General features: G+C 61.1%; 18 protein-coding genes and 1 pseudogene. 8 read left to right on the forward strand and 11 right to left on the reverse strand.

Features of this window, described 5'->3' with window-relative positions; genetic code table 11:
• Window positions 1-54: 54 nt before the first annotated feature.
• From TU73_RS05125 to TU73_RS05135, 3 genes and pseudogenes are all read right to left on the reverse strand, one after another.
• Entirely contained in the window at window positions 55-360 is a 306-nt protein-coding gene (locus TU73_RS05125) for an XRE family transcriptional regulator (protein ID WP_057011273.1), read from the reverse strand.
• A pseudogene (locus TU73_RS05130) lies at window positions 353-713 on the reverse strand (type II toxin-antitoxin system RelE/ParE family toxin). Before TU73_RS05130 ends, TU73_RS05125 begins: the two are co-directional and overlap by 8 nt.
• Window positions 714-774: 61 nt before the next feature.
• A complete protein-coding gene (locus TU73_RS05135) occupies window positions 775-1,005 on the reverse strand; it encodes a hypothetical protein (protein WP_156421200.1) in 231 nt (76 codons plus the stop codon).
• A 127-nt stretch (window positions 1,006-1,132) separates the two neighbouring features.
• Between TU73_RS05135 and TU73_RS05140 the strand changes: the two genes are divergently transcribed.
• Together TU73_RS05140 and TU73_RS05145 are read left to right on the forward strand one after the other, a co-directional pair.
• The gene (locus TU73_RS05140; protein WP_046072201.1) at window positions 1,133-2,941 is read left to right on the forward strand and encodes a monovalent cation:proton antiporter-2 (CPA2) family protein; all 1,809 of its coding nucleotides are present in this window, start codon (window positions 1,133-1,135) and stop codon (window positions 2,939-2,941) included.
• 72 nt (window positions 2,942-3,013) lie between these two features.
• Window positions 3,014-3,568 (forward strand): DcrB/PsbP domain-containing protein, encoded by a 555-nt coding sequence (locus TU73_RS05145; RefSeq protein WP_057011275.1) that lies wholly within the window; start codon window positions 3,014-3,016, stop codon window positions 3,566-3,568.
• Between the two features lie 673 nt (window positions 3,569-4,241).
• Here TU73_RS05145 and TU73_RS05150 read toward each other — a convergent pair.
• The 3 genes from TU73_RS05150 to TU73_RS05160 are packed head-to-tail and all read right to left on the reverse strand — an operon-like array spanning window position 4,242 to window position 6,286.
• Window positions 4,242-4,958, reverse strand: a complete 717-nt coding sequence (locus TU73_RS05150; RefSeq protein WP_057011276.1) for an alpha/beta hydrolase — start codon at window positions 4,956-4,958, stop codon at window positions 4,242-4,244.
• A 12-nt stretch (window positions 4,959-4,970) separates the two neighbouring features.
• On the reverse strand, window positions 4,971-5,726 hold the full coding sequence (cobF, locus tag TU73_RS05155) for a precorrin-6A synthase (deacetylating) (protein ID WP_057011277.1): 756 nt from the start codon (window positions 5,724-5,726) through the stop codon (window positions 4,971-4,973).
• Window positions 5,723-6,286 carry a histidine phosphatase family protein gene (locus tag TU73_RS05160; RefSeq protein WP_057011278.1) on the reverse strand — a complete coding sequence of 188 codons (564 nt, stop codon included), beginning with the start codon at window positions 6,284-6,286 and terminating at the stop codon, window positions 5,723-5,725. The genes cobF and TU73_RS05160 overlap by 4 nt, the downstream gene beginning before the upstream one ends.
• 141 nt (window positions 6,287-6,427) lie before the next feature.
• Between TU73_RS05160 and TU73_RS05165 the strand changes: the two genes are divergently transcribed.
• Window positions 6,428-12,382 (forward strand): NEL-type E3 ubiquitin ligase domain-containing protein, encoded by a 5,955-nt coding sequence (locus TU73_RS05165; protein WP_057011279.1) that lies wholly within the window; start codon window positions 6,428-6,430, stop codon window positions 12,380-12,382.
• Window positions 12,383-12,460: 78 nt separating this feature from the next.
• Here TU73_RS05165 and TU73_RS05170 read toward each other — a convergent pair whose 3' ends face one another.
• The 3 genes from TU73_RS05170 to TU73_RS05180 are packed head-to-tail and all read right to left on the reverse strand — an operon-like array spanning window position 12,461 to window position 16,525.
• Entirely contained in the window at window positions 12,461-13,780 is a 1,320-nt protein-coding gene (locus TU73_RS05170; RefSeq protein ID WP_057011280.1) for an MFS transporter, read from the reverse strand.
• Between the two features lie 33 nt (window positions 13,781-13,813).
• A complete protein-coding gene (locus TU73_RS05175) occupies window positions 13,814-15,343 on the reverse strand; it encodes a class I adenylate-forming enzyme family protein (RefSeq protein WP_057011281.1) in 1,530 nt (509 codons plus the stop codon).
• A 3-nt stretch (window positions 15,344-15,346) separates the two neighbouring features.
• Window positions 15,347-16,525: an acetyl-CoA acetyltransferase gene (locus TU73_RS05180; RefSeq protein ID WP_057011282.1), complete on the reverse strand. Its 1,179-nt coding sequence runs from the start codon at window positions 16,523-16,525 to the stop codon at window positions 15,347-15,349.
• Window positions 16,526-16,654: 129 nt separating this feature from the next.
• Between TU73_RS05180 and TU73_RS05185 the strand changes: the two genes are divergently transcribed.
• On the forward strand, window positions 16,655-17,227 hold the full coding sequence (locus TU73_RS05185) for a LuxR C-terminal-related transcriptional regulator (protein ID WP_057011283.1): 573 nt from the start codon (window positions 16,655-16,657) through the stop codon (window positions 17,225-17,227).
• A 111-nt stretch (window positions 17,228-17,338) separates the two neighbouring features.
• On the opposite strand, the gene TU73_RS05190 is transcribed toward TU73_RS05185, so the two are convergent.
• Window positions 17,339-18,406, reverse strand: a complete 1,068-nt coding sequence (locus tag TU73_RS05190; protein WP_057011284.1) for an NAD(P)-dependent alcohol dehydrogenase — start codon at window positions 18,404-18,406, stop codon at window positions 17,339-17,341.
• A gap of 142 nt (window positions 18,407-18,548) precedes the next feature.
• On the opposite strand from TU73_RS05190, the gene TU73_RS05195 reads away from it, so the two are divergent.
• From TU73_RS05195 to TU73_RS05205, 3 genes are all read left to right on the forward strand, one after another.
• Window positions 18,549-19,445, forward strand: a complete 897-nt coding sequence (locus tag TU73_RS05195) for a VOC family protein (protein WP_057011285.1) — start codon at window positions 18,549-18,551, stop codon at window positions 19,443-19,445.
• Window positions 19,442-20,833 (forward strand): alginate export family protein, encoded by a 1,392-nt coding sequence (locus tag TU73_RS05200; protein ID WP_057011286.1) that lies wholly within the window; start codon window positions 19,442-19,444, stop codon window positions 20,831-20,833. Before TU73_RS05195 ends, TU73_RS05200 begins: the two co-directional genes overlap by 4 nt.
• Window positions 20,834-20,930: 97 nt before the next feature.
• The gene (locus tag TU73_RS05205) at window positions 20,931-21,749 is read left to right on the forward strand and encodes an alpha/beta fold hydrolase (RefSeq protein ID WP_057011287.1); all 819 of its coding nucleotides are present in this window, start codon (window positions 20,931-20,933) and stop codon (window positions 21,747-21,749) included.
• 54 nt (window positions 21,750-21,803) lie between these two features.
• Here the strand turns inward: TU73_RS05205 and TU73_RS05210 are convergent, their stop codons facing one another.
• A complete protein-coding gene (locus TU73_RS05210; RefSeq protein ID WP_057011288.1) occupies window positions 21,804-22,190 on the reverse strand; it encodes a DoxX family protein in 387 nt (128 codons plus the stop codon).
• 208 nt (window positions 22,191-22,398) lie between these two features.
• Between TU73_RS05210 and TU73_RS05215 the strand changes: the two genes are divergently transcribed.
• On the forward strand, window positions 22,399-23,397 hold the full coding sequence (locus tag TU73_RS05215; RefSeq protein ID WP_057011289.1) for an NAD(P)H-quinone oxidoreductase: 999 nt from the start codon (window positions 22,399-22,401) through the stop codon (window positions 23,395-23,397).
• Window positions 23,398-23,631 lie beyond the last annotated feature (234 nt).

A 23,631-nucleotide genomic window follows, 5' to 3' on the forward strand; every position in this document is an offset into this window, starting at 1 on the left:
AAAGCAGATAGCAAAAAGCCCGGCTTGGCCGGGCATACGGTGGTTGTATCAGTATCAGCAAGCAAAGTTGTCAATCTTGACTTGGCCATCTGGGAAGGTAGCGATGATTTCCAACTCACCGCCCATCGCACGGATATAGTCACGCAACGTACTGATGTACATGTCAGCACGCCGTTCCATCTTCGAAACCGCCGCCTGATTGATGTTTAACGCCTTCGCCAGGCTTGCCTGGCTCAACTGCTGGGCCTTGCGCAACTCATGCAGCGGCATTTCTTTCAAATGTTGCTGAAGTATCTGCTCGGCATCGGCTAGCGACTCGGGCGTCATGCGAGCTTTCAGTTCCGCGAATTTCTTAGCCATGGTCACGGCCCTCTTTACGCAATGTTTCTAAATGTACGTCGTACAGCTTCTCTGCCAAGGGTACGTACTCGTGGTACCAACGGTGCTGTGCGGTTTTATCGCCACCTATCAGCAGCACCGCACAGCGCCGAAGATCGAAGGCATACAACACTCTATAAGGTCGCCCTGCATGTTGTATCCGCAACTCTCGCAGGTTGCCGTGTCGAGCGCCCTTGATATCGCTGCTATGGGGAAAGCGCAGCCCCGGCCCTAACAGCCCCAGCAAATCCACACTGGCAGCCACCGAAGATTGCTCCTTTGCATCCAAGCCACCAGTCCCCGAATTCATCCGTGTATTCAATGTCCCAGACCATGCAAATATGCCATCTAAGGAATATAAACTCAAGGGCATAACTTTAGGACAACGCTGGTTAGTCAGCTAACCGCGTTCCGGAAGAAATTGTGTGTGCATTCTTCAGCCTTGCGGGTGAGCCGTGGCAACCGGCGGTAACGCGAGTCCTCGAGCATCGCGCTGGCGGTGCTGGCATGGATCTCGCCGGACAAGCTGTCGAAGGCTGCACGCGCCCCTGCCACGTCGGCGTTGAGCAACGCGTTCTGCACCGCCGCGCCACCGACTGCGCCCCGCTGCCCAGGTGCCACTGCCACCGTCATCCATTGACTGTCGAGACAAAAATACAAGTTTCAAAATGTGAAAAAGAGTTTTAATACCGCCCTGTTTCCGTCCCCCGTAGGAGCGGTTAGCTGTTGATCCAAGTAAACAATGGAGTTCGCAATGCCCCATGAAGGCAACCTGTTACAAGCGGCCGTGGTGTTCCTCTTCGCCGCCGTATTGACCGTGCCCCTGGCCAAGCGCCTGCAATTGGGCGCGGTACTGGGCTATCTGTTCGCCGGTGTGATCATCGGTCCCTCGGTGCTGGGGCTGATCGGCAACCCGCAAAGCGTGGCGCAGTTTTCGGAACTGGGCGTGGTGTTGCTGCTGTTCATCATCGGCCTGGAGCTGTCGCCCAAGCGCCTGTGGGTAATGCGCAAGGCGGTGTTCGGCGTCGGCCTGGCGCAGGTGCTGCTCACCGGGATGGTCATGGGCGCAGTGGCGTTGTGGCTGTTTGGTCAGTCACTGAACAGCGCCATCGTGCTGGGCCTGGGCCTGGCGCTGTCGTCCACCGCCTTTGGCCTGCAAAGCCTGGCGGAGCGCAAGGAACTCAACCAACCCCACGGGCGTTTGGCCTTTGCGATCTTGCTGTTCCAAGACATTGCCGCCATCCCGCTGATTGCCCTGGTGCCGCTGCTGGCCGGCAGCGATCACCCGACCACCGAGGCCCAGGGCCTGCAACACGTGTTGCAAGTGCTGGGCAGTATCGCCGTGGTGATCATCGGCGGGCGCTACCTGCTGCGCCCGGTGTTTCGCATCGTCGCCAAGACCGGCCTGCGCGAAGTGTCCACCGCCACTGCGCTGCTGGTGGTGATCGGCACCGCATGGCTGATGGAGTTGGTCGGCGTATCCATGGCCCTGGGTGCCTTCCTCGCCGGCCTGCTGCTGGCGGACTCGGAATACCGCCACGAACTGGAATCCCAGATCGAACCGTTCAAGGGCCTGCTGCTGGGGCTGTTTTTTATCAGCGTGGGCATGGGCGCCAACCTCAGCCTGCTGTTCAGCACGCCGCTGGTGGTGATCGGCCTGACCTTGCTGTTGATCGGTTTGAAACTGCCCCTGTTGTATGCCGTGGGCCGAATGGTAGGCGACCTCAATCGCGAAAGCGCCTTGCGCCTCGGTGTGGTGCTGGCGGCGGGCGGTGAGTTTGCCTTCGTAGTGTTCAAGATCGGCCGCGACCAGGGTTTGTTCGAACCGCACCTCTACGACGTGCTGGTGCTGACCATCACCCTGTCCATGGCGGTAACCCCGCTGTTGCTGCTGGTGTGCCCAAAGCTGTTCAAGCCCAAGGTCAAGCCGGTGGAAGTGCCGGAGGAATACCGCGCTATCGAGAGCGACGCCCCCCGCGTGGTCATCGCCGGCATGGGCCGGATGGGCCAGATCGTGGCGCGGATTCTGCGTGCCCAGAACATTTCGTTTATCGCCCTCGACACCTCGGTGGAAACCATCGAGCTGACTCGCAGTTTTGGCGGCATGCCGGTGTTCTACGGCGACCCCCAACGCCCGGAAATCCTGCATGCGGCCAAGGTCGACCAGGCGGAGTTTTTCGTCATCGCCATGGACGACCCAGAGATCAACATCAAGACCGCCGAACTGGTACGCAACCTCTACCCGCACATGAAGATCATCGCCCGTGCCCGTAATCGCCAGCACGTACACCGGCTGGTAGACCTGGACGCCTCACCGGTGCGCGAAACCTTCTATTCCAGCCTGGAAATGAGCCGCCGCACCCTGGTGGGCCTGGGATTGACCCAGGCTCAGGCTGACGCACGCATCAACCGCTTCAAGAATCATGACCAGCAAGTGCTCGCCGCCCAACACGCGGTGTACGACGATGCGGCCAAAGTCATGCAGACCGCCCAGGAAGCCAGGGCAGAGCTGGCGCGACTGTTCGAGATGGACAGGCTTGAGGAAGAGTCTGGCAAGGTCTGAGGCTGGAGACGAACGAAGTTGCGAATTTTCTGACAGAATAGACCGCAATTTCGTTCATCCCTGGAGTGCTTCATGGCCACTTTCACCAAGACCGCATTGCTGCTGAGCCTGGTGCTGAGCGCCGGCAGCGTATTCGCGGCCCCCAAGCCAGACACGCAGACGATCTCCACCCTGGGTGGCAAGTTCACTTTCGACCTGCCCAAGGCCTACAGCGCCGACGCCCTGCCCTCCGGCAAGGCCGATGATGGCACCGCCGATACCCAAGGCACCTTGTACGCCAACCCGACCACGAAAAGCGTGGTGATCGTCGCCGAAACCGTGCGCAAAGACGGCGCGGCCATCAAGGATAACGACCCACAGTTCCTCGATGGCGCCGTGGCCGATTTCGTCAAGGACCAGAGCGCCGCCCTGCCCGACTTCAAGAAACAGGGCGAGAAGAAACTCACCTACAAGGGCCTCGGCCTGCGCCAAGTGGACAGCACTGCTACCCAGGGCGGCGGCAAGACCTTGAACTCCACTTTCCTGGGCGGTTCCGGCAACCAATTGCTGGTGATCCAGGCGATTTCCCGGGCCGATGATGTGAAGGGGCATGCGCAGTTGGTGAAGCAGATTACGGGTGGCAAGTAACCCCCCCTCTTCCAGCCAACACAATACCCATGTGGGAGCGGGCTTGCCCGCGATGGCCATAGGTATCTACACAACTTTGGGGCGACGCTGGACCTGTGGCGAGGGGGCTTGCTCCCGTGACGGACTGACAGCCGACGCTGATCGAGCTGACGCACCGCGATCCAAATGTGGGAGCTGGCTTGCCTGCGAAGGCGGCCTTAAAGCCGACCAGGATCTCGGGTCAGACCGCGTACATATCCGTTCCTGCGGTAATGGCTGCTATTGGTTCCGCTTTTACAGCGGGTCACTTTTGAAAAGAGCCCAAAAGTAACCAAAAGGCTCTTGCCCCACCACTCGGCACCTCGCTCAGGCTCGGTGTGCCCGTAATTCGCCAGTGATTTGGGGGGTCGCCGCCACGCGCCATCCATGGCGCGGGGCGGGTAAACCGGCATCCCTGCCGGTTTACCCCCCAAACCCCTGTCGAATTCCGGCCAGCGTGGTTTAACGGGGCGCCTAAGATCAAAAGCAGATCAAAATCAAGAGCGACTCGCTTCGCATCGTGGTTACCGTCGGCTGCTACAGCCTACAAAGTTGTGTAGATACCTATGCTGCGATGGCGGTGTGTCAGTCACTCACTCTTTTACTGCGCCACCGCTATCGCAGGCAAGCCAGCTCCCACATTTTCAAGCGCATTTCACTTCAGACTTTTCTCAAGCCAGGCTTTTAAGTCCTGGATTTCCGCCGCGCTGATGGTGTGATTCATCCCGGGGTATTCATGAAACTCCGGCTTGAGCCCCAACCCCGCCAGCACCTTGTTCGCCTGCGTGGCCGAGCTAAAGGGCAGCGCCTGGTCCAAGGTGCCATGGCCGATAAAGATCGCCAGTTTGCCCATGGACTCATCAGGTTTCAGCGCAGACCTGAGCACCGGTAGCACGCTGCCACTGAGCGCAGCGATACCACGTACCAAGTCAGGTTCACGCAAGGCCACTTCATAAGACATGATCGCGCCCTGGCTGAACCCCACCAGGAACACCCGATCATTTTGGGTGTGGTACTTGGCGGTGGCCTTGACCACAAAGTCCTTGATCAGCCGGGCGCTGCTGAACAGTTCGTCGGTCTCGCCGTTGTACTCGGGCTCATCGGTCTTGGTAAACCAACGATAACCCTGCGGCTCCACCGGCAGCGGCGCGCGTACCGACAGGTAGGTCCAGGTCGACGGCAACGCGTTCCTGATCCCAAACAGATCTTCCTCGTTACTGCCAAAACCGTGCAGGAAAATCACCAGCGGCTGGTTGCGCGCATCGCCCTGGGTCTGTTCCAGGTACGCCAGCGGCAAGTCGGTGTGCAAGGTGGAGTCGGCGTGGGCGGCACTTGCGACCAGGGTCAGCGCCAGGGCAAACAGTTTGAGCATGGGGAAGCGTCCTCAGGGTTTGCGCAACAGATAAGTGTCCATGATCCAGCCATTGGCCAGGCGCGCAGCCTTGCGTACCCGTTCGATCTCTTGCGCCACTTCAGCGACTTTACCGCTGATCAGGATCTCGTCCGGCGTGCCCAGGTAGGCGCCCCAGTAAATATCCAGGTCCTGATCCACCACGCTGCGGTAGGAATCCTCGGCGTCAAGCATCACCACCAGGGTATCGGCATCACTCGCCTGCCCCGCCGCCAGTCGGCGTCCGGTAGTGATCTCGATGGACTTGCCGATACGGTTTAACGGCACTTTATGCTGGGCCGCCAGCGCCTGCACGCTGGTGATACCCGGGATCACTTCGAACTCAAACTCACAGCGGCCATCGGCAAGGATCGCCTGCAAAATGCGGATGGTGCTGTCATACAACGCCGGATCACCCCAGGCCAGGAACGCCCCCACTTCACCGTCAGCCATTTGCTCGTTGATCATGTATTCGAAGGTCTGCTGCTTGTCGCGGTTGAGGTCGCGCACGGCGGTGGTGTAGTCGATGTCGCCGCGCACGCGCTCGGGGCAGTCGGCCTCGACGAAGCGATAACCGGGCTCGGTGATGTAGGTCTGGCAAATCTCACGGCGCAGGTCGATCAGCTTGTCTTTGCTCTGGCCCTTGTCCATCAGGAAAAACACGTCGGTACGGTTCAGCGCCTTCACCGCCTGCATCGTGATGTAGTCAGGGTTGCCGGCGCCGATGCCGATGATCAGGATGCGTTTCATGGGTCACTCTCATTAGTTTGCAGACGCAGGCGCCATAGGTTATTGAAGCGCAGCTCGGTGGCCGACAGCGGTTCGACATCGATCAAATAGAACATCGAGACCGGACATTGCATCACGTACAACAGGGCGGCGCGGATAATAAACGGGTGGGTGATGGCCACCACCTGCCCGGGTTGGCTTTCAAGGCCCTGCATCCATCGTCCGACTCGCGCGCAAATCTGATCCACCGACTCACCACCATGGGGCGCGCTGGCGCTGTCGGTGCGCCAAGTATTCAAGTCTTCGCTGTCGAGCTGAGCGATGGCCTGGCCCTTCCAACGGCCAACGTCGCCATCGCGCAAGGCGCCCTCAATTATTGCGTGGCTACCGAATAGGCCAGCGGTCTGCCGCGTGCGCGCCTCAGGCCCACACAACAGCCGGGTATTTTTCCTCAACCGCCCGGCCAGTGACAATGCCGCATGCTGCCAGTCCAGCGCCACCGACTCATCATCGGCAAAACGCCCCTGTTTCTGCAGCGGTGTAACGGCATGGCAGATCAAGGTCAACCCTGTGGTTTGCATCGAAAATTTCACTTGGCTTTGGTGCGCTCAGATTAGACCTGCAACATGCTAGCGTTTTTTACACGCGACAAATACCTAAGGCTTGGCGCAGGGAGCCATTCGATAGGCTGGCTTTTTACAGCCCATCATGGATGACCCGATATGTCAGACTCACCCGCAACCCCTGCCGCCGAAGGCACCTTCAACGTCGACCTGCGCGGCGTGCATTACGACTTTCTGAAAGACCGCGTGCCCAGCTGGTTTACCCAGGCCACTGCGCAGCGCCAACAAGAACTCGCCAACCACCAACTGGAATTGCCCAGTTGGTACCTGACCGCCACGGCACAAGACAAAAGCGCACTGGCCGATAGTCATACCCGTTATCGGGAGACCTTGAATCAGGTTGAGAGCAGTCTTGGCAGTATCAAGGACGTCTTGGCGTTCGCCGAGCAGCCACTTAAGGACGCGATCAAGCGCCGCTTCAATGTAGACCTGGACGTCAACAACGTTTATTTCGCACGCAAGTATGGTTTTAAAAGCCGCGACGACCTATTCGGTGCATTCGTCTTCGAGCAGCAAAGCAGCCCGCGCTATGAGTACCGAACGATTTCCCTGCTGGAGGCCGCACTGGCCAATTTCACGCCAGACGAAGCGCAAGCGTCGGCCTGTCCCGACTGCCAGATCATTACCACATGGAATGCGACCAACAGCGAAATCGTTCCAGACTTCAGGGTAATCAATAAGCACGCCGTCGCCATCGCGGCCCATGAGTTCGCCGATTTGTGCCGCACCCTCGACCTGGGCAGCCTGTATCAGCAACACATCAAGAGCATCGTGCAGCCCACGGATGCCGACAAACGCGCAGCACTGGAAACGCAACTGCAAGAACATCAGCGCCAATTGCTGGCGTTGAGTGCAGAGGTGGCGCGCCATCAGCCCCAATGGGGGATCAGCGACGCCGCCCATCGTATGATCCAGCAGATCATTACAGACCCGGGCAGCGCCATGCTCGACGGCAAACCGGCGACCTTTGCCGCATTGAAAATATTTGACAGTGTGCTGGTAGGCCCGTTGCTGATCGGCCCCGCCCGTACCAACAGTGACACCATCGAACGTTTGGTGGTGTATATCCCCAATGACCCCCAGCAACCGCTGCGCGAATATGCCTCCAGCAGCGACTTCATGGCCGACCTCAGGACCCGCTTGCACAGCGCGTCATACCGGCGCTTTTTCAGTCGATTCGTGCCGCAGCGCGAACAAGGGCTGTTTTTTCAACACTTCAATCGGCTGTACAAACCTGCCAACGGCGATGGCGCAGCAGGTGATTACCCGATGCAGCCAAGACCGGCGAGATTGCCTTTGGATGAACTGGCGATCAGCGCTGACCTATGGAAACCCCTGCGTGACGCCCACCTGCGCAAGATTCTCGCCGACGCCCGCGCCGTTGCCGTGCCCACCGGGGATGAAGACCGCAAGGCGCGCATGGATCGGCTGAGCAGCTACCTGGACGCGGTAGTCAGCGTGTTCAACCTCGCCGCGTTTGTAGTACCGGGGCTGGGGCCGATCATGCTCGCCGTGGGTGCCGCGCAGATGGGCAGCGAAGTGTTCGAAGGGTTTGAAGCCTACGAACAGGGCGACATCAAGGCGATGTGGGCACATTTCGCCAGTGTGGCACTCAATGTCGCCTTTATCGGCACCGGCGCCAAGGTATTACCCGAAGTCAAGCTGGTAAGCATGGTCGACAATCTAAAGCCGGTTACGCTGCCGACAGGCAAGCAGATGCTGTGGAACCCTGATCTTACGCCCTATAAGGTTCCCGTCGAACTAGCACTCGATGCCACGCCGGACGCCTTGGGGCTTTTTCAGCACAACGGGCAGACAATCCTGCCCCATGAAGGCGACCACTACAGCGTCAGGCAGGAGCCCGTCACCGGCCGTTTCCGCATTCAGCACCCCAGCCGCCCCGGCGCGTATGAACCCTTGCTGGAGCATAACCATGCCGGCGCCTGGAGCCATGAAGTCGAGGCGCCACTGGCCTGGGACCAAGCGACGCTGGTCAGGCGCCTGGGCCTGGAGCAGCGCGGGCTTGACCCTGCAACCCTGGAACAGGCACGCAGCGCCAGCGGCATCGATGAAGACGTGTTGCGCCAGACCTTCGTCGACCGTCAGCCCGTCCCTTTGCTGCTGGAAGACACGCTCCAACACTTCAAGGCTCACCAGGCACTGACCACGTTCATCGAGCAAATGAACAGCCCCGAGCCGGCGGTCTACGCCCAGGCCGACCCGGCGCTGCAACTGCAGATCATGCGCCGACGCGGACTGCTGCCCGCCGACACTCCCCTGCGGATTCTTGACAGCCATGGCAAGACGCTGTGGGAAGACGACGCGTCGGTGACGGCCTCCAGGCGCGTGGTGGTCGTCGATGACAACCAGATCGCCGGCGGCGAACTGCTCAACCAGGTGCTGTACAGCTTGCAGGGTATCGAGCCGACACTTGCGGATATTCCCGGCACGGCCGCAGACACATTGGCAATACGGGCCGGCAAGTTGCGCAGCTACATTGCCGATATCGTCACCACGTATAAGGGCGCACTGGTCGAGGAACACTACAACGCATTGAATAGCTCCGACGACCGTGATGTCAGGCTGGTGCTCGGAACTTACCCCAAACTGCCGGCATCCATGGCCGCCGAATTGCTCAAAAACCTGACGGGCGAAGAGCTGCAAGCCTTTCAAAATACCGGGATCCTCCCGGACGAATATCAGCAACAGGCACGCTGGTTCGAGCAGGAAACACGCGTATCGCGGGCCTATGCGGGGCTGCACTTGGACACCCTGGCAGACATCGACAGCCTGCGCCTGGCCCTGCGCACCCTGGAAACCTTGCCCGGATGGCGGCGCGGAACACGGGTGGAGATGCGCCAGTACTCGGCGCAGGGCAGCGTACTCGATGCCATCGGTTCCATAGACTCGACCACCCGCAAAACCTTGGTGCTGATGGACAACGGCTTGTTCGAGGCCTCCATGCCCAGGGACTTCTACGCCGCGACCTGGGACCTGTTATCCGCCACCGAGCGTCAAGGCCTGGGATTTACCGATGTGGCGCAATTGAAGACCGCGATTCAACAATCGCCCCTGCCACGCGCGCCCTTGCGTACGGTGTTGCTGGAGCATCCGGTGCTCAAGCCAAGCATCGACCCAAGCCTGCGCCTGCTGGGCGGTGGCCGTGGATTCCAGCGATTGAGAACCCGGCTTTTCGGCCCTTCGCAGGCGTCGATCGACGCCCGGATCAAAACACTGCACCCGCTTATGAACGATGAAGAGCTCGGCGCCTTCAAGCTGTCACTGGGCGCGGATGTCGGAGCCGGGTTGAAGCTTCGGGAAGCTCAGTTCGCCAAACTGAAAGAGGAGTTGGCCACTTGGGTGACGGCAAATAAAGAGCGAATCCCTTCAGGTGCCAGGGACCCCGCCGTCCAAATTGCCAATGACATCGAGAGCCACTGGCGCAGAGTGTCCGCAGGCGAGATGCGGTTGAACTTAGAGAACCGATTGGAGCTGCCCGTGTTGAGCGCAGACTTCAGTCATGTCGACATGCTCAAGATCTACGGTGCCAAATCCCCAGCCAATGTTGACGCATTCCTCAAACACTTTCCCCGGCTGAGGGCATTGAGCATCAACCGCTGTCGACTGACCGAATTACCCAGTACGCTCGGCGAAATGACCACACTGGTCTCGCTGGACCTGAGTGCCAACAGCATTCGCTTGCCACAACAAAGCGCCAGGACGCTGAGCCCCCTGGGCCAGCTTGCCCATCTCGACCTCTCCAATAACCTGCTGGGAACGGCTCCAGACCTCAGCGCCAACCCCCTGTTGACCAGCGTAAACCTGAGAAACACCCAGCTGGATCAATGGCCGCCCGGGTTGGCGCCGCGCGCTGGTGTGCAGATGTATCAACTCGACCTAAGCTACAACCTGCTGCGCGAAGTGCCCGAAGCCCTCCTCACCCCGACTGATGAGCATGTGGAAACGACCGCCCGCTTCAATCAAGTCACCCGGCTTGAGGTCAACCGCTTCCCTGACGATTACTGGGAGAAGTTCGACGCCTACTGGAAACGCCTGTTCCAGACCCGGCCGGACCTGGTGGAAGAGACCCGCCAGATCATGTTTGACAGCCGCAACCCCAGCCTGGAAAAGGTGTTGCGCATGTACCCGAACAAAACCACTCAACAGGCCAGGGAATTCATCTGGAACCTGGGGGACGGAGCCCACGCAAAAGTGAGTGGACTCAATGTGGAGTTCACCACGTTGCAGCGCCAGCTGGACGCCTGGTCGTTCTCCGGTGGCGGCGAACATCAGCGCTACGTGCGGGCGGGACAACGGCAAGCCAACGCCGGGGGGCGCGACGATCGTTTCAGCGCCACGCAACGTATTCTCGCGTGCTGGCGGCGGGAAACGCCGCCAAAACTGGCTAACGACGGACAATCGATTGGCCTGGAACTGGACCTCAGCGGCCTGACGCTGCCCAGCCTGCCGGACCTGGATGTAGACTTCAGCCACGTGGGTTCGCTGAAACTGAACAACATGGGCCTGAGCACCTCGCCAGAAGGCTTTCTTGCACGCTTTACGCATGTGCGCTGGCTGGACCTGTCAAACAACCAGTTGCGGGCACTGCCTCCGGCCCTGGGCGACATGCACGGCCTGACACGGTTGTTTTTGAATCAAAACCTGATCCAGCTCACCGAGGAAACTGCGCGGATCCTGTCGCAGCGGGTCACCCTGCGTGCATTATGGCTGCACGGCAATTCACTGCGGATCACGCCGAACTTCAGCCAGATCACCGATCTGCGCTCCCTGAGCATGAGAAATGCAGGCATCTCCACCTGGCCCGAGGGGTTGCTTGAGCAACCGCACCTGGACCAGATAGAACTCAGTGATAACCAGATCGCAACCATTCCCGCCGCTATCATTGCACCAACCAGCGAGCGGTTGGCGCAGACGGCACGGGTGAATGCCGTCACGTCTGTCGCGGGCAATCCATTGACTGCCGACACCGTGCGGCAGGTCAGGGAATATAGCCAGCAACTTGAACAAGCCGGCTTGGCCTCGCCACAAAACCCTAACCGGCTGGTGGCCACTGCACTGAACACCCGCGCCGCAGTCGTGCCCGGCACCATCGCGCAGGAACGGTTTCTGCGTTGGGCCCAAGGGTTGCCCGAAGACCAACTGGCAGTACGAAAAGCCCAGTGGCTGGCCCTGCACGACAGAGAGGGCGCCGACCCGTTCTTCGTCATCATCGATGATCTGCGAGCAACCGGCACCGCCCATGCCGACTTGCAACAGCGTATCTGGGCCGTGCTCGACAGTATCAGCGAAAACACCGAGGAATCGGAGCGCCTGCGCCGCGAGCTGTTCGAACTGGCCGGCGCGCCGGCGTGTTGTGACCGCGCCGCGTATATCTTCAGCAACCTGGAGGTGCGCACGCTGATCTACAAGGCCCGCGTGCAAGCGTTGGACAAAACCCAAGGCGAGCAATTGGCGCACCTGTCCAAAGGTTTGTTCCGGTTGCAGGAGGTCGACAAGATCGCAGCGGCCGACATCCAGCGCAGTGAAGCCATCGTCAATGACCCGGCAGCCTCGATGGCCGAAAAAATCCACCACGGGCGACGCCTGACCGAAGAGGTCGAGATCAGACTGGCCTATCGGCATGGGCTCAAGGACCGGCTCCAACTGCCGGGCCAGCCGAAGGAAGTCAGCTACACCCATCTCGCTGACGTGACGCCGGCCATGCTGGACGCCGCTTACGAACAGGTCATTGCGTTGGATAACAGCCCAGGAGAATTTCAGGCGCTGCTGTCCCAAGAGTTCTGGCAGGACTACATCACCGGAAAATATCGCGCGCAATTCGATGCGCAAGCCGAGCCTTTTCAACAACAGTTGGCCGCACTGCATGAAAAACTGGGTGTCGAGCAAGTGTCAGAAGCCTTGTACAACGAGCAAGCCGGCGAGCTGCAGGCACAATTGGCGATCAAGGAAAGTGCCTTGATCGAAACCCTGACTCGCGAGGAAATCGTTGAAATCCTGGTACCGCGGGACAGGCCCGAAGAGCTGGTTCAGTAACAGATTCAGTGACTGACACTGCGTATTCGCGGGCAAGCCCCCTCCCACAGGATATTGGGCAACTAATAAACCATCACATCAAGCCAATGCTGCCCCCGCAGGTGCCACCTGCGGACTGCCGCTGGCAACAAAGTCTTCCTTACGCAACACCACCAGTGCAATCAACGACACCACGCCAGTGGCTACATAGAAATACCACGGCGAGGTAATGTCCCCGGTCACCTTGATCAGCCAGGTGGAGATCAGCGGCGCGCTGCCGCCAAACACCGCAACCGGCACGTTGTACGCCACGGCAATTCCGGTGGAGCGGATGCGGGTGGGCAGCAGTTCGCTCATCAGCGCATAGGTGGACGAGGCGTACAGGCCGAACAGGATCGCCACCGCCATCAACGGCGCGAAGAAGGTTGCCGGGGTGGCGGTGGGGGCCATCTTGAACAGCCAGAACATTGCCAGGGTTGCCAACGTGCCGATCACCATCAGGAACGGCTTGCGCCCGTACTTATCGGTAAAGGCCCCACCAAACGGCATCACGAAGGCGGCCGAAAAACTGGCAACGAACACATAGAGCAAGGTGGTGCCGCTGTCGAACTTGAGGATCTTGGCCATGTAGGTCGAGGCGAAGGTCAACACCAGGTAAAAGATCGAGCTGTGCAAGGTGATGATAAAGAACACCAGGGCAATCGCCCGTTTCCACTGCCAGACCTCGCGCAGCGGCGCACGGGAGGTTTGCCCGGCGCGTTGCAGGGCGAGGAACTCGGGGCTGTCTTCGAGCTTGAGGCGGATGTACATCGAGATAAAGCCCAGGGGCGCGGCGATCAGGAACGGTACGCGCCAGGCCCAATCCTGCATGACTTCGGCGCCCAGCACCCAGGTCATGCCATTGGCCACGGCACCACCGAGCAGCAGGCCGAGCACGGCGGTGACCATCAGCCAGCAGGTGGCAAAGCCGCGGCGGCCAGGGCCGGCGTATTCGGAGATAAAGCTGGTGACCGTGCCGATTTCGCCGCCCGCCGAGAAGCCTTGCACGCAGCGCACCAGGATCAGCAGGATCGGTGCGGCGATGCCCAGGCTGGCGTAGGTCGGCAACAGGCCCAGCAACACTGTGGAGCCGGACATCATCACCAGCGCCATGATCAGGGTTTTGCGCCGGCCGATCTTGTCTGCCAGCGGGCCGAAGAACAGCCCACCCAAGGGGCGGATAAAGAAGCTCAGGGCAAACGCGGCGAAGCTGGCCAACAGGCTGGTGGTGGGGTCATCGGAGACGAAGAACGCCTGGCCGATATAGACGGCGAGAAAACCGTAGACGCCGTAGTCGTACCACTCGATCAAGTGGCCGGAGGTAGCACCGAGAAACGCACGGCGGCGTTTGCGGACAGTGTCTTGTGCGGGATTGCCCATCGAGGGGACTCCTTGTCTGATTGTCGATCCATGTCAAAGCGCGGCGATACTCGCTGCTTTCAACCACTGCCGCAAGTCGGTCTTGAGAATCTTGCCGTAGCTGTTTTTCGGCAGCTCGCTGCGCCACACATATTTTTTCGGTTTTTTGAACGAGGCCATGCGCGCCAGGAACCAGGCGGTGAGTTCGCTTTCGTCGAGGGGCTGGCCGCTGCGGGTGACCACGAAGGCCACCACCGACTCGCCCCACTGCGCGTCCGGTTCGCCCACTACGCACACTTCAAATACGTCGGGATGCTGGGCCAGCACTTCCTCGACTTCGCGGGGGTACACATTGCTGCCGCCGCTGATGATCACGTCCTTGGAGCGATCCGTCAGGGTCAGGTAGCCGGCCGCGTCGAGGTAGCCGATATCGCCGGTCAGCAGCCAGCCGTCCACCAGGGCCTGGCGCGTGGCCTGCGGGTTACGCCAGTAGCCTTGCATGACCGTGGCGCCACGTACGGCGATTTCGCCGCGTTCACCCGTGGGCAGTGGCTGGTGCTCGGTATCGAGGATGCGGATTTCCACACAGGCTTGCGCATGACCCACCGAAGCGGCGAGGCTGTCCCAGTCGGGACGCTGGCGTTCGGCGATCACTGCACGGGGCAACACGCTGATGGTCATCGGGCTTTCGCCCTGGCCGTAGATCTGCACCAGGCGCGGGCCGAAGGTGTCGACAGCTTCACGCAGGTCCGCCAGGTACATCGGCCCACCGCCATACACGATGGTCTTGATGCCGGCGCCGTGATAATCCTGGCGTCGGGCCTGCTCGACCATGCGTTTGACCATGGTTGGTGCGGCAAACAGCGACACATGGCCCACCTGCTCTGCCAGCCCGAACAGCTCGGCGGCGTCGAAGGCGTGGGAGGCCGGCACCACATGCCGTGCGCCGCAGCGCACATGAATAAAGTTGTACAGCCCGGCACCGTGGGACATCGGCGCGGCATACACCGCCGCATCGTCGGCGCTGACCGCATCGACATCCGTGGCGTAGCACAGCGACATGGCGACCAGGTTGCCATGGGACAGCATCACTCCTTTAGAGCGCCCCGTGGTGCCGGACGTATAGAACAGCCAGGCAAGGTCCTGATCCTGGCGCGGCACCGGGTGCTCCAGGGTCGGCCAGCCAAGATCCGGCGGCCGCAGGTGGCCGTCCAGTTCTTTGCAGCGCGGGGGCAAATCCCACGATGAAAACACCTGGCCGCCGTCGGTAAAGATCAACCGCGCCTCGGCATTATCGGCAATCCAAGCCGCTTCGCTGGGGTGCAGCTTGGCGTTGATCGGCACCGCCACCCCGCCCATCCACCAGATGGCGTAGAGCAGTTCCAGGTAGTCGCAGCTGTTTTTCATCAGCAGCGCCACCGCGTCTCCCGGCACCAGTCCATGCTGCTCCACCAGGTGCGCGGCGCGTTGGCGCACGTGGGCGGCGAAGGTGGCGTAGTCGGCCACTTGCACGCTGGCGTCGAACAATGCCGGGCGTTGCGGGGCCCGACGCTGGGTGTCGTGCAGCCAGTTGGCAATGTTCATGGCTCAGCTCCTGCGCGCCTGCAGGACCGAGGCATAGTTGGCCACCGCCATGCCGCCCATGTTGAACACCAGGCCGAACTCCGGGTTGGGCACCGCCAGGCCAATCGGCTCGCCGGTCAATTGCCGGAACGCCAAGGCATGCATGGAAACCCCCGTGGCACCGACGGGATGCCCCTTGGCCTTGAGCCCACCGGAAAGATTCACCGGCAAGCGCCCGCCAGCGCGCACCACGCCGCTGTCGAGTACGCGGTGCCCCTCGCCCTTGGGCGCCAGGCCCATGGCTTCGTAGATCAGCAATTCGGCGATGGTGAAGCAGTCATGGACCTCGGCGAAGCTCAGGTCGGCCAGGGTCACATTCGCCCCGCGCAGGGCTGAATGGATCGCCCGCTGCGGGCCCTCAAATGCCAGGATGTCGCGCTGGGCGATGGGCAAGGTGTCGTTGACCTGGGTCATCGCCCGGATCTGCACATCGCGACGAAATGCCCGCGCGCGCTTGGGCGAGGCGAGGATGATCGCGGCGGCGCCGTCGCTGATCAGCGAGCAATCGGTCAGGCGCAGGGAGTCTGCCACGAACGGGTTGCTCTGGGACACGTTGTTACAGTGCTCGAAATTCATTTCCCGATGCATCTGTGCCAGCGGGTTGGCCATGGCGTTGGAGTGATTCTTGGTGGCGATGGCCGCCATCGAGCCCAGCGGGCAGTGGTAGCGCTCGGCGTATTGCTGCGCAGCACGGCCAAACAATTGCGGGAAACTCAGGCCGGCTTCGGCCGGGTCATTCTGGTAGCCGGCACCGGCCAGGGCCTGGGTGACCGCCGCGGTGCTGGTGTGGGTCATCTTCTCGGCGCCCACCACCAGCACCAGTTCGGCGCTGCCGGAAAGAATCGCATTGACCCCCGCCTGGATCGCCGCCGAGCCGGACGCGCAGGCGTTTTCACAGCGGGTGGCGGGTTTGAAGCGCAGCCCGGGGTCGGCCTGCAACAGCAACGAGGCAGCAAACCCATCGGACACCAGCCCCGAATTGAAATGACCGAGGAACAGCGCGTCGATTTGCGACGCGTCAATCGCGGCGTCGCTCAGGGCCTCACGGGTGACCTGGACGATCAAGTCTTCCAGCGTGGTGCCTTCCAGGCGACCGAAACGGGAGTGACCAGCGGCAACAATGGAGACGCAATCAGCAGGCATAATCAATTTCTTCTGTTCTTGATCCGGACTTTACCTACAATGACCCACCCCCGGTCGCGCGCCAATTCGTGTAACTACTTACATAGGTAAGTAGCGCGCCAGGGTATTGAACAACGAGGCAGGACGCCCATGAACGCGCTAGCACAACAATTCCAAGACCTCGAACGCCTGGCGTTCAAGCTGTCCCCAGCGCCGCAGATCGTCACCAGCGACCGGGTGATACTCGACTGCAACGACGCCTTCCTGAAGCTGTTCGGCTATACGCGTGAAGCGCTGGTCAATCAGTTGACCCTGTTGATCTACCCGTCCCAGGCCGACTACCACGCCATCGGCAAGCGCAGCCATGACTGGCTGCTCGACAGCGACAACGGCTTTTATTCCGATGAACGCTTCATGCAGCACCATAACGGCGAAGTGTTCTGGGCCAAGTCCCACGGCTACACCCTCACCCCCAAAGACCCGTTCAAACTGATGATCTGGCACTTCGAACGCCTGGACCGCCTGCACCAGGGCACCGGCGACCTCACACCGCGGGAGCGCGAGATCGCCATGCACATCGTCAATGGCTTCAAGTCCAAGGAAATCGCCCTGCGCCTGGCGATTTCCCATCGCACGGTGGAGGTGCATCGGGCGCGGTTGATGAAGAAGCTGCAGGCCAAGACCGTGGTGGAGTTGGTGTCGAAGATCATTATGGTGGCGTGACAGCCGACTGCGAGCTGTTTAGTCTACCCGGTCAACATGGATTTGGGGGGGCCGCCATCGAGGTCAAGTCGAATCGTCGCACCGCCCCTCCCACATTAGATCTGCTGCGTCTCAGGCTGCGTGGCTTTCTCGCTTCAAACTGTCCATATCGATCACAAAACGATACTTGACATCACCCTTGAGCATGCGCTCATAGGCTTCGTTGATACCCTGGATATCGATCATTTCCACATCCGAGACAATCCCGTGCTTGGCGCAGAAGTCCAGCATCTCCTGGGTTTCCTGGATGCCGCCGATCAGCGAGCCGGCCAGGCTGCGGCGCTTGAAGATCAGGTTGAATACCGTGGGCGACGGGTGCGGGCTGTCGGGGGCGCCGACCAGGGTCATGGTGCCGTCGCGCTTGAGCAGGTTGAGGAAGGCATCCAGGTCATGGGGTGCGGCGACGGTGTTGAGGATGAAGTCCAGGCTGTTGGCGACCGAGGCCATTTCATCCGGTTTTTTGGACACTACCACCTGGTCGGCGCCCAGGCGCAGGCCGTCTTCGCGCTTGTTCGGTGAGGTGGTGAACAGCGTCACGTGGGCGCCCATGGCGTGGGCAATCTTGACCGCCATGTGCCCAAGCCCGCCAAGGCCGACCACGCCGACTTTCTGGCCGGGGCCGACCTTCCAGTGGTGCAGCGGCGAGTAAGTGGTGATGCCCGCGCACAACAACGGCGCCACGGCCGCCAGGTTCGAGGCGTCGTGGGAGATGCGCAGTACGAACTGCTCCTTGACCACGATGTTGTCCGAGTAGCCGCCGAAGGTGTTTTCGCCGCCGAACACCGGGCCGTTATAGGTGCCGGTAAAACCGTTCTCGCAGTACTGCTCCTCGCCCTCCGCGCAGGATGCGCACTGCTGGCAGCTGTCGACCATGCAGCCGACACCAGCCAGGTCGCCGACCTTGAATTTTTTCACATTGGCGCCCACCGCCGTCACCCGGCCAACAATTTCATGCCCGGGCACCGACGGGTAAAGGGTGTTGTGCCACTCGTTGCGCACGGTGTGCAGGTCGGAGTGGCATACACCGCAATAGAGAATGTCGATCTGTACATCGTCAGCCCCCGGCGCACGGCGCTCGAAGGTGTAGGGCTTGAGGGTGTCCTTGGCGTTCTGGGCGGCGTAGCTGTAAGTCTTGGCCATTTCGTTCACCTGTTTGATCTGACGTAGAGAGTCAGTTGACCCGCATAGACGCTGAACCGTTCAACCAAGCACGCCCATACAATCGGCGCCACTGCCTGAGCCCCTAAGCTTTTGACTTTCTTGACAGCGCTGGAGACTAGGCATGAGTAGGCAAGTGAGGGCGGTATCCATGGCAGTGACGTTGCTGGCCGGGGCCATGACAGGCGGTGTCTGGGCTGCCACGCCAAAGGTTGCGGTGGCGCCGCAATATGACACCAGCCATGTGTATGTGGCACCGGCGGATGTGGAGCGTTTTGCCCAGAGCTTCCTGGCCACGTTCGGCGGCAAGAGTACGCCCCAGGTAGTGGTCAATGTACTGCCAGTGCCGAGCAGCACCACCTCGCAACTGTTGCAGACCCCGGCCGGTACGGTGTCGCTGTTCGGTTTCACCACGCCCATCCCCCATCCGTTTGGCCAGGAACGCAATGGCTACCTGGTCAAGGACATGGACGTAGCGCTCAAGGCCGCACGGGAAAACGGTGCCGCGGTGATCGTCAGCGACTTTCCCGACCCCATCGGTCGTGATGCCGTGGTGCAGTGGCCGGGCGGCGTGAACATGCAGCTCTACTGGCACACCAAGACCCCGGATTACGCTGCCTTCCAGACGGTGCCGGAAAATCGCGTGTACCTCAGCGCAGACCGTGCCGACCGCTTTATCAAGGCGTTCATCGGCTTCTCCCATGGCAAAGTCATTGCCGATGACAAGCAGGCGCCTGGGGTCGACGTCGGCCAGGCCAGCGGTACGTACCGGCGCGTCAATATCGAGTCGCCGTTTGGGCGTATGGCGGTGCTGGTCACCAACGGCCAACTGCCCTACCCCTTTGGCCATGAAACCACCGGTTACCAGGTGGCCGACCTGACGGCCACCCTGGCCAAGGCCACCGGGTCCGGGGCCAAAGTGCTGGTGCCGAGCTTTGACAGCAAAGGCCGGCGCAGCGCGTTGGTGGAATTCCCCGGCGGTTACGTCGCGGAAATCCACCAGCTCACCGCGGCAAAATGATTCGCCGCACAGGCTGGGGCCTGGCCGTGCTGTGGCCGCTGCTTGCCGGCAGCGCCCACGCCGACGCGCAACCGACCCGTCCAGCGATCAAGGCCAACCGTTGGCAGGAAGACTGGTCCGTGCTCAAGGATCCGGCCCTGCGCACGCAACCGCTGGACAACCTCAAGTACATCCCGCTGCCCACCGCCAACCCGTTCACCTATCTGTCTTTGGGTGCGACGCTGCGCGAACGCTTCGAGATGAACGACGCCAGCGGGTTCGGCGTGCGCGATGTGCAGCGTGACCGCTACCTGATCCAGCGTTTCCAGGTGCATGCCGACTTGCACCTGGACGAGCACTGGCGGCTGTTCACCCAGCTGGAGGATGTGCGGGCTTATGACAAGACCACGATCGGCGGTGCCGACCAGAACCGTGTCGACCTGCGCCTGGCCTTTGCCGAGTACGTAAAGACCTTCAGCGCCGGCACGTTCAAGGCACGGGCTGGCCGCCAGGATTTTGCCTTCGATTTGCAGCGCTTCATCTCATCACGGGACGGCCCGAATGTGCGGCAGTCCTTCGATGCGTTGTGGGCCGATTGGGAAACGCCGCAATGGCGTTTTATCGGGATTGCCAGCCAACCGGTGCAGTATCAGGATGGCCGGCATTTCGATGACAAATCCAACCGTGATGCGCGCTTTCACATGCTGCGGGTCGAGCGGCTGGTGGGCGGCAGCAATGAGCTGTCAGCCTATTATGGCGTCTACGAACGCAGGGCCGCGCACTACCTGGACGCCGACGGCGACGAGACCCGCCAACTGCTCGACGCACGCCTGGGTGGCGCGGCCCAAGGGTTCGACTGGGATATCGAAGCCATGCTGCAAAGGGGCTCGGTGGGCAGCAAGACTATCCGCGCCTGGGCGGGCGGCAGCCGCACTGGCTACACCTTCGACACATTGGCATGGAAACCGCGCATCGGCCTGCAGCTGGATATCGCCTCCGGTGACCGCAAGAGCGGTGACGGTCGCGTCGGCACCTTCAACCCGCTGTTCCCCAATGGCTACTATTTTTCCCTGGCCGGTTATACGGGCTACAGCAACCTGATCCACGTCAAGCCGTCGATCACCGTCAAGCCCATCGCCAAGCTCAGCGTGCAAACCGCCATCGGCCTGCTCTGGCGGCAGACCACCGCGGACGCGGTCTACACCCAGCCCAACCTGGCCGTCGCCGGTACCGCTGGCCAGGGTGAACGCTGGACCGGCGCCTACGGTCAACTGCGCACCGACTACGCTTTTACGTCCAACCTCAGTGGCGCAGTCGAAGCTGTGCACTATGCCGTCGGCCAGACCCTGCGCGATGCCGGCGGGCACGACAGCAACTACCTGGGCATGGAGCTCAAGTTCAGCTGGTAAGCCCAGGCAAGCACACCCGTACAAGCCTGTGGTTGGGTTTACGGCAATAGTAACGCGGATTTTTCACTGCTCTTATCACTCAAGCAAGGAGATTCAGATGAGCACATTCGTTGCCAAAGACGGTACCCAGATCTACTTCAAGGACTGGGGCAGCGGCAAGCCCGTGCTGTTCAGCCACGGCTGGCCGCTGGATGCCGACATGTGGGAATACCAGATGGAATACCTGAGCAGCCGCGGCTTTCGCACCCTCGCGTTCGATCGCCGTGGTTTTGGCCGCTCGGACCAGCCCTGGACCGGTAATGACTACGACACCTTCGCCGACGATATCGCCCAGTTGATCGAACACCTGGACCTGCAGGACGTGACCCTGGTGGGCTTTTCAATGGGTGGCGGTGACGTGGCGCGCTATATCGCCCGCCATGGCAGCGCTCGTGTCGCCGGCCTGGTGCTGTTGGGGGCGGTGACGCCGATCTTTGGCCAGAAACCCGATTACCCCCAGGGCGTCCCCGCTGACGTATTCGATGGCATCAAGGCGGGCCTGTTGAAAGATCGCGCGCAATTCATCAGCGATTTCAACACCCCGTTCTTCGGCCTCAACAAAGGCCAGGAAGTCTCGGAGGGCGTGCTCACCCAAACCCTGCAGATCGCCCTGCAAGCCTCGCTCAAATCCACCGTGGACTGCGTCACCGCGTTCTCGCAAACCGACTTCCGCCCCGACATGGCCAAGATCGACGTGCCGACCCTGGTGATCCACGGCGACGGCGACCAGATCGTACCGTTCGAGACCACCGGCAAGGTCGCGGCCGAGATGATCAAAGGCGCGCAATTGAAGGTCTACAAGGATGCACCCCACGGGTTTGCCGCAACCCACACCGAGCAACTCAATGCAGACCTGCTGGCGTTCCTGAACCGCTGAACCGCTTGAAACCTCCTCTCCTTGTTTGGCCGGGCTCGCCCGGCCTTTTTTTGCTCAGGCAAAACGCTGAGCCACTACCAGCCGGCCCGGCCCGGCAATGAGGAGGCTGGTAAAGATGATCAACAGCAGCCAGCCGAACTGCCCCTCGAACAGCGTCCACTCCGGGTGCACCACCAGCAAGGCGATGACCAGCACCGCCAGGATCGGCAGGCAGGCCAGACGCACCAGCACGCCCGCGATGATCAGCAGCGGGCACAGCACCTCGGCGAAAATCGCCAGCAGCAAGGTGACCTGGGCCCCAAGATGAAACGGGTCTTCGATCAGCTTCAACTGTTCGCCGTAGTTGAGCAATTTGGGCAGCCCATGTACCCACAGCAGGAACAGCGCCCCGCTGGCCCGCAGGAATAACAGCCCGATATCCTGATTTCTTGCTTCGTTCATAGACCACCTGTGTCCGTCGACAATGACTGACCGCAGTGTCTCCAATGCCGCGCTGGCGCGCTTGCAGGCATGTGCTGACCTCGAACCATCGAGGTTTCGATCGCCCCAGGCGGGTTGCATTGCCAGGGGAACCCGGCATCATCTGGCTGAACCGCCGACCGTTCGCCGCGGTCCCAACTCACACGTTCATCGTTACAGGAACTCATCCATGACGCTCCCCCAAGAAATGACCCTGATCGAAATCACCGCCCCTGGCGGCCCCGACGTCCTGCAGCCACGTCGCGCAGACGTGCCGGTGGCCGGGCCAGGCGAGATTCTGATTCGCGTGCACGCCGCCGGGGTCAACCGCCCCGATGCTTTGCAACGCGCCGGCAAATACCCAATGAAACCTGGCATGAATCCTATTCCAGGGCTGGAAGTGGCCGGTGAGGTGGTGGCACTGGGTACGGGTGTGACCGAATACCACCTGGGCGACAAGGTCTGCGCCCTGACCAATGGCGGCGGCTATGCACAGTTTTGCGCGGTGCCGGCCAGCCAGGCGCTGCCGATCCCTGCGGGCATGGACTGGATCCAGGCCGCTGCCGTGCCGGAAACTTTTTTCACGGTCTGGGCCAACCTGTTTGGCCTGGGCGGTGCGCACAAAGGCCAGCGCGCCTTGATCCACGGCGGCACCAGCGGCATCGGCACCACCGCGCTGATGCTTTGCCAGGAGTTCGGTATCCAAGCGTTTGCCACCGCCGGCAGCGCTGACAAATGCGCAGCGATTGCCAAGTTGGGCGCCACGCCGATCAACTACCGCGAACAGGCGTTTGCCGAGGTCATCGCCCAACAGACCGACGGCAAAGGCGTGAATGTGATCCTCGACATCATGGGGGCCTCATACCTGAACGACAACCTCAAGTCCCTGGGCATGGACGGCCACCTGGTGATGCTCGGCTTCCTCGGCGGCGGCAAGGCCCATGACGTCGACCTGCTGACCATCATGGCCAAACGCGCAGTGATCACCGGCTCGCTGCTGCGTGCCCGCACCCGCGACGAAAAGGCCGCGATTGCCGAGCAACTGCGCGAATACGTATGGCCGGTATTGAGCGCTGGACGCTGCCTGCCGATCATCGACAAGGTCTACGAATACACCGACGCCGCCCAGGCCCATACACGGATGGAAGGTGGGGATCATATTGGCAAGATTGTGTTGCGGGTTGAGTGAGACCTTTCTCAATCCTTGGCGACCGGCTTAGATTGACGGTACTCGGTACAAATGTGGGAGGGGGCTTGCCCCGATAGCCATAGGTATCTACACAACTCTGTAGCGCTCAACGGTAACCACGATGCGAAGCGAGCCGCTCTTGATCTTGATCTCAGGCGGCCCCCCAAATCACTGGCGGATTACGGGCACACCGAGCCTAGGCGAGGTGCCGAGTGGTGGGGCAAGAGCCCTTTG

The organism is Pseudomonas libanensis, from assembly GCF_001439685.1.
In the GTDB taxonomy this organism is placed as follows: Bacteria; Pseudomonadota; Gammaproteobacteria; order Pseudomonadales; family Pseudomonadaceae; genus Aquipseudomonas; species Aquipseudomonas libanensis.

Excerpts from the sequence above, each read along its gene's own strand:
- TU73_RS05140 (WP_046072201.1), top strand. The coding sequence starts at position 1,133 with ATGCCCCATGAAGGCAACCTGTTACAAGCGGCCGTGGTGTTCCTCTTC.
- TU73_RS05145 (WP_057011275.1), top strand. The coding sequence starts at position 3,014 with ATGGCCACTTTCACCAAGACCGCATTGCTGCTGAGCCTGGTGCTGAGC.
- TU73_RS05190 (WP_057011284.1), bottom strand. The coding sequence starts at position 18,406 with ATGGCCAAGACTTACAGCTACGCCGCCCAGAACGCCAAGGACACCCTC.
- TU73_RS05200 (WP_057011286.1), top strand. The coding sequence starts at position 19,442 with ATGATTCGCCGCACAGGCTGGGGCCTGGCCGTGCTGTGGCCGCTGCTT.
- TU73_RS05205 (WP_057011287.1), top strand. The coding sequence starts at position 20,931 with ATGAGCACATTCGTTGCCAAAGACGGTACCCAGATCTACTTCAAGGAC.
- TU73_RS05215 (WP_057011289.1), top strand. The coding sequence starts at position 22,399 with ATGACGCTCCCCCAAGAAATGACCCTGATCGAAATCACCGCCCCTGGC.
- TU73_RS05165 (WP_057011279.1), top strand. The coding sequence starts at position 6,428 with ATGTCAGACTCACCCGCAACCCCTGCCGCCGAAGGCACCTTCAACGTC.
- cobF (WP_057011277.1), bottom strand. The coding sequence starts at position 5,726 with ATGAAACGCATCCTGATCATCGGCATCGGCGCCGGCAACCCTGACTAC.
- TU73_RS05185 (WP_057011283.1), top strand. The coding sequence starts at position 16,655 with ATGAACGCGCTAGCACAACAATTCCAAGACCTCGAACGCCTGGCGTTC.
- TU73_RS05170 (WP_057011280.1), bottom strand. The coding sequence starts at position 13,780 with ATGGGCAATCCCGCACAAGACACTGTCCGCAAACGCCGCCGTGCGTTT.
- TU73_RS05160 (WP_057011278.1), bottom strand. The coding sequence starts at position 6,286 with ATGCAAACCACAGGGTTGACCTTGATCTGCCATGCCGTTACACCGCTG.
- TU73_RS05150 (WP_057011276.1), bottom strand. The coding sequence starts at position 4,958 with ATGCTCAAACTGTTTGCCCTGGCGCTGACCCTGGTCGCAAGTGCCGCC.
- TU73_RS05175 (WP_057011281.1), bottom strand. The coding sequence starts at position 15,343 with ATGAACATTGCCAACTGGCTGCACGACACCCAGCGTCGGGCCCCGCAA.
- TU73_RS05210 (WP_057011288.1), bottom strand. The coding sequence starts at position 22,190 with ATGAACGAAGCAAGAAATCAGGATATCGGGCTGTTATTCCTGCGGGCC.
- TU73_RS05180 (WP_057011282.1), bottom strand. The coding sequence starts at position 16,525 with ATGCCTGCTGATTGCGTCTCCATTGTTGCCGCTGGTCACTCCCGTTTC.
- TU73_RS05195 (WP_057011285.1), top strand. The coding sequence starts at position 18,549 with ATGAGTAGGCAAGTGAGGGCGGTATCCATGGCAGTGACGTTGCTGGCC.
- TU73_RS05125 (WP_057011273.1), bottom strand. The coding sequence starts at position 360 with ATGGCTAAGAAATTCGCGGAACTGAAAGCTCGCATGACGCCCGAGTCG.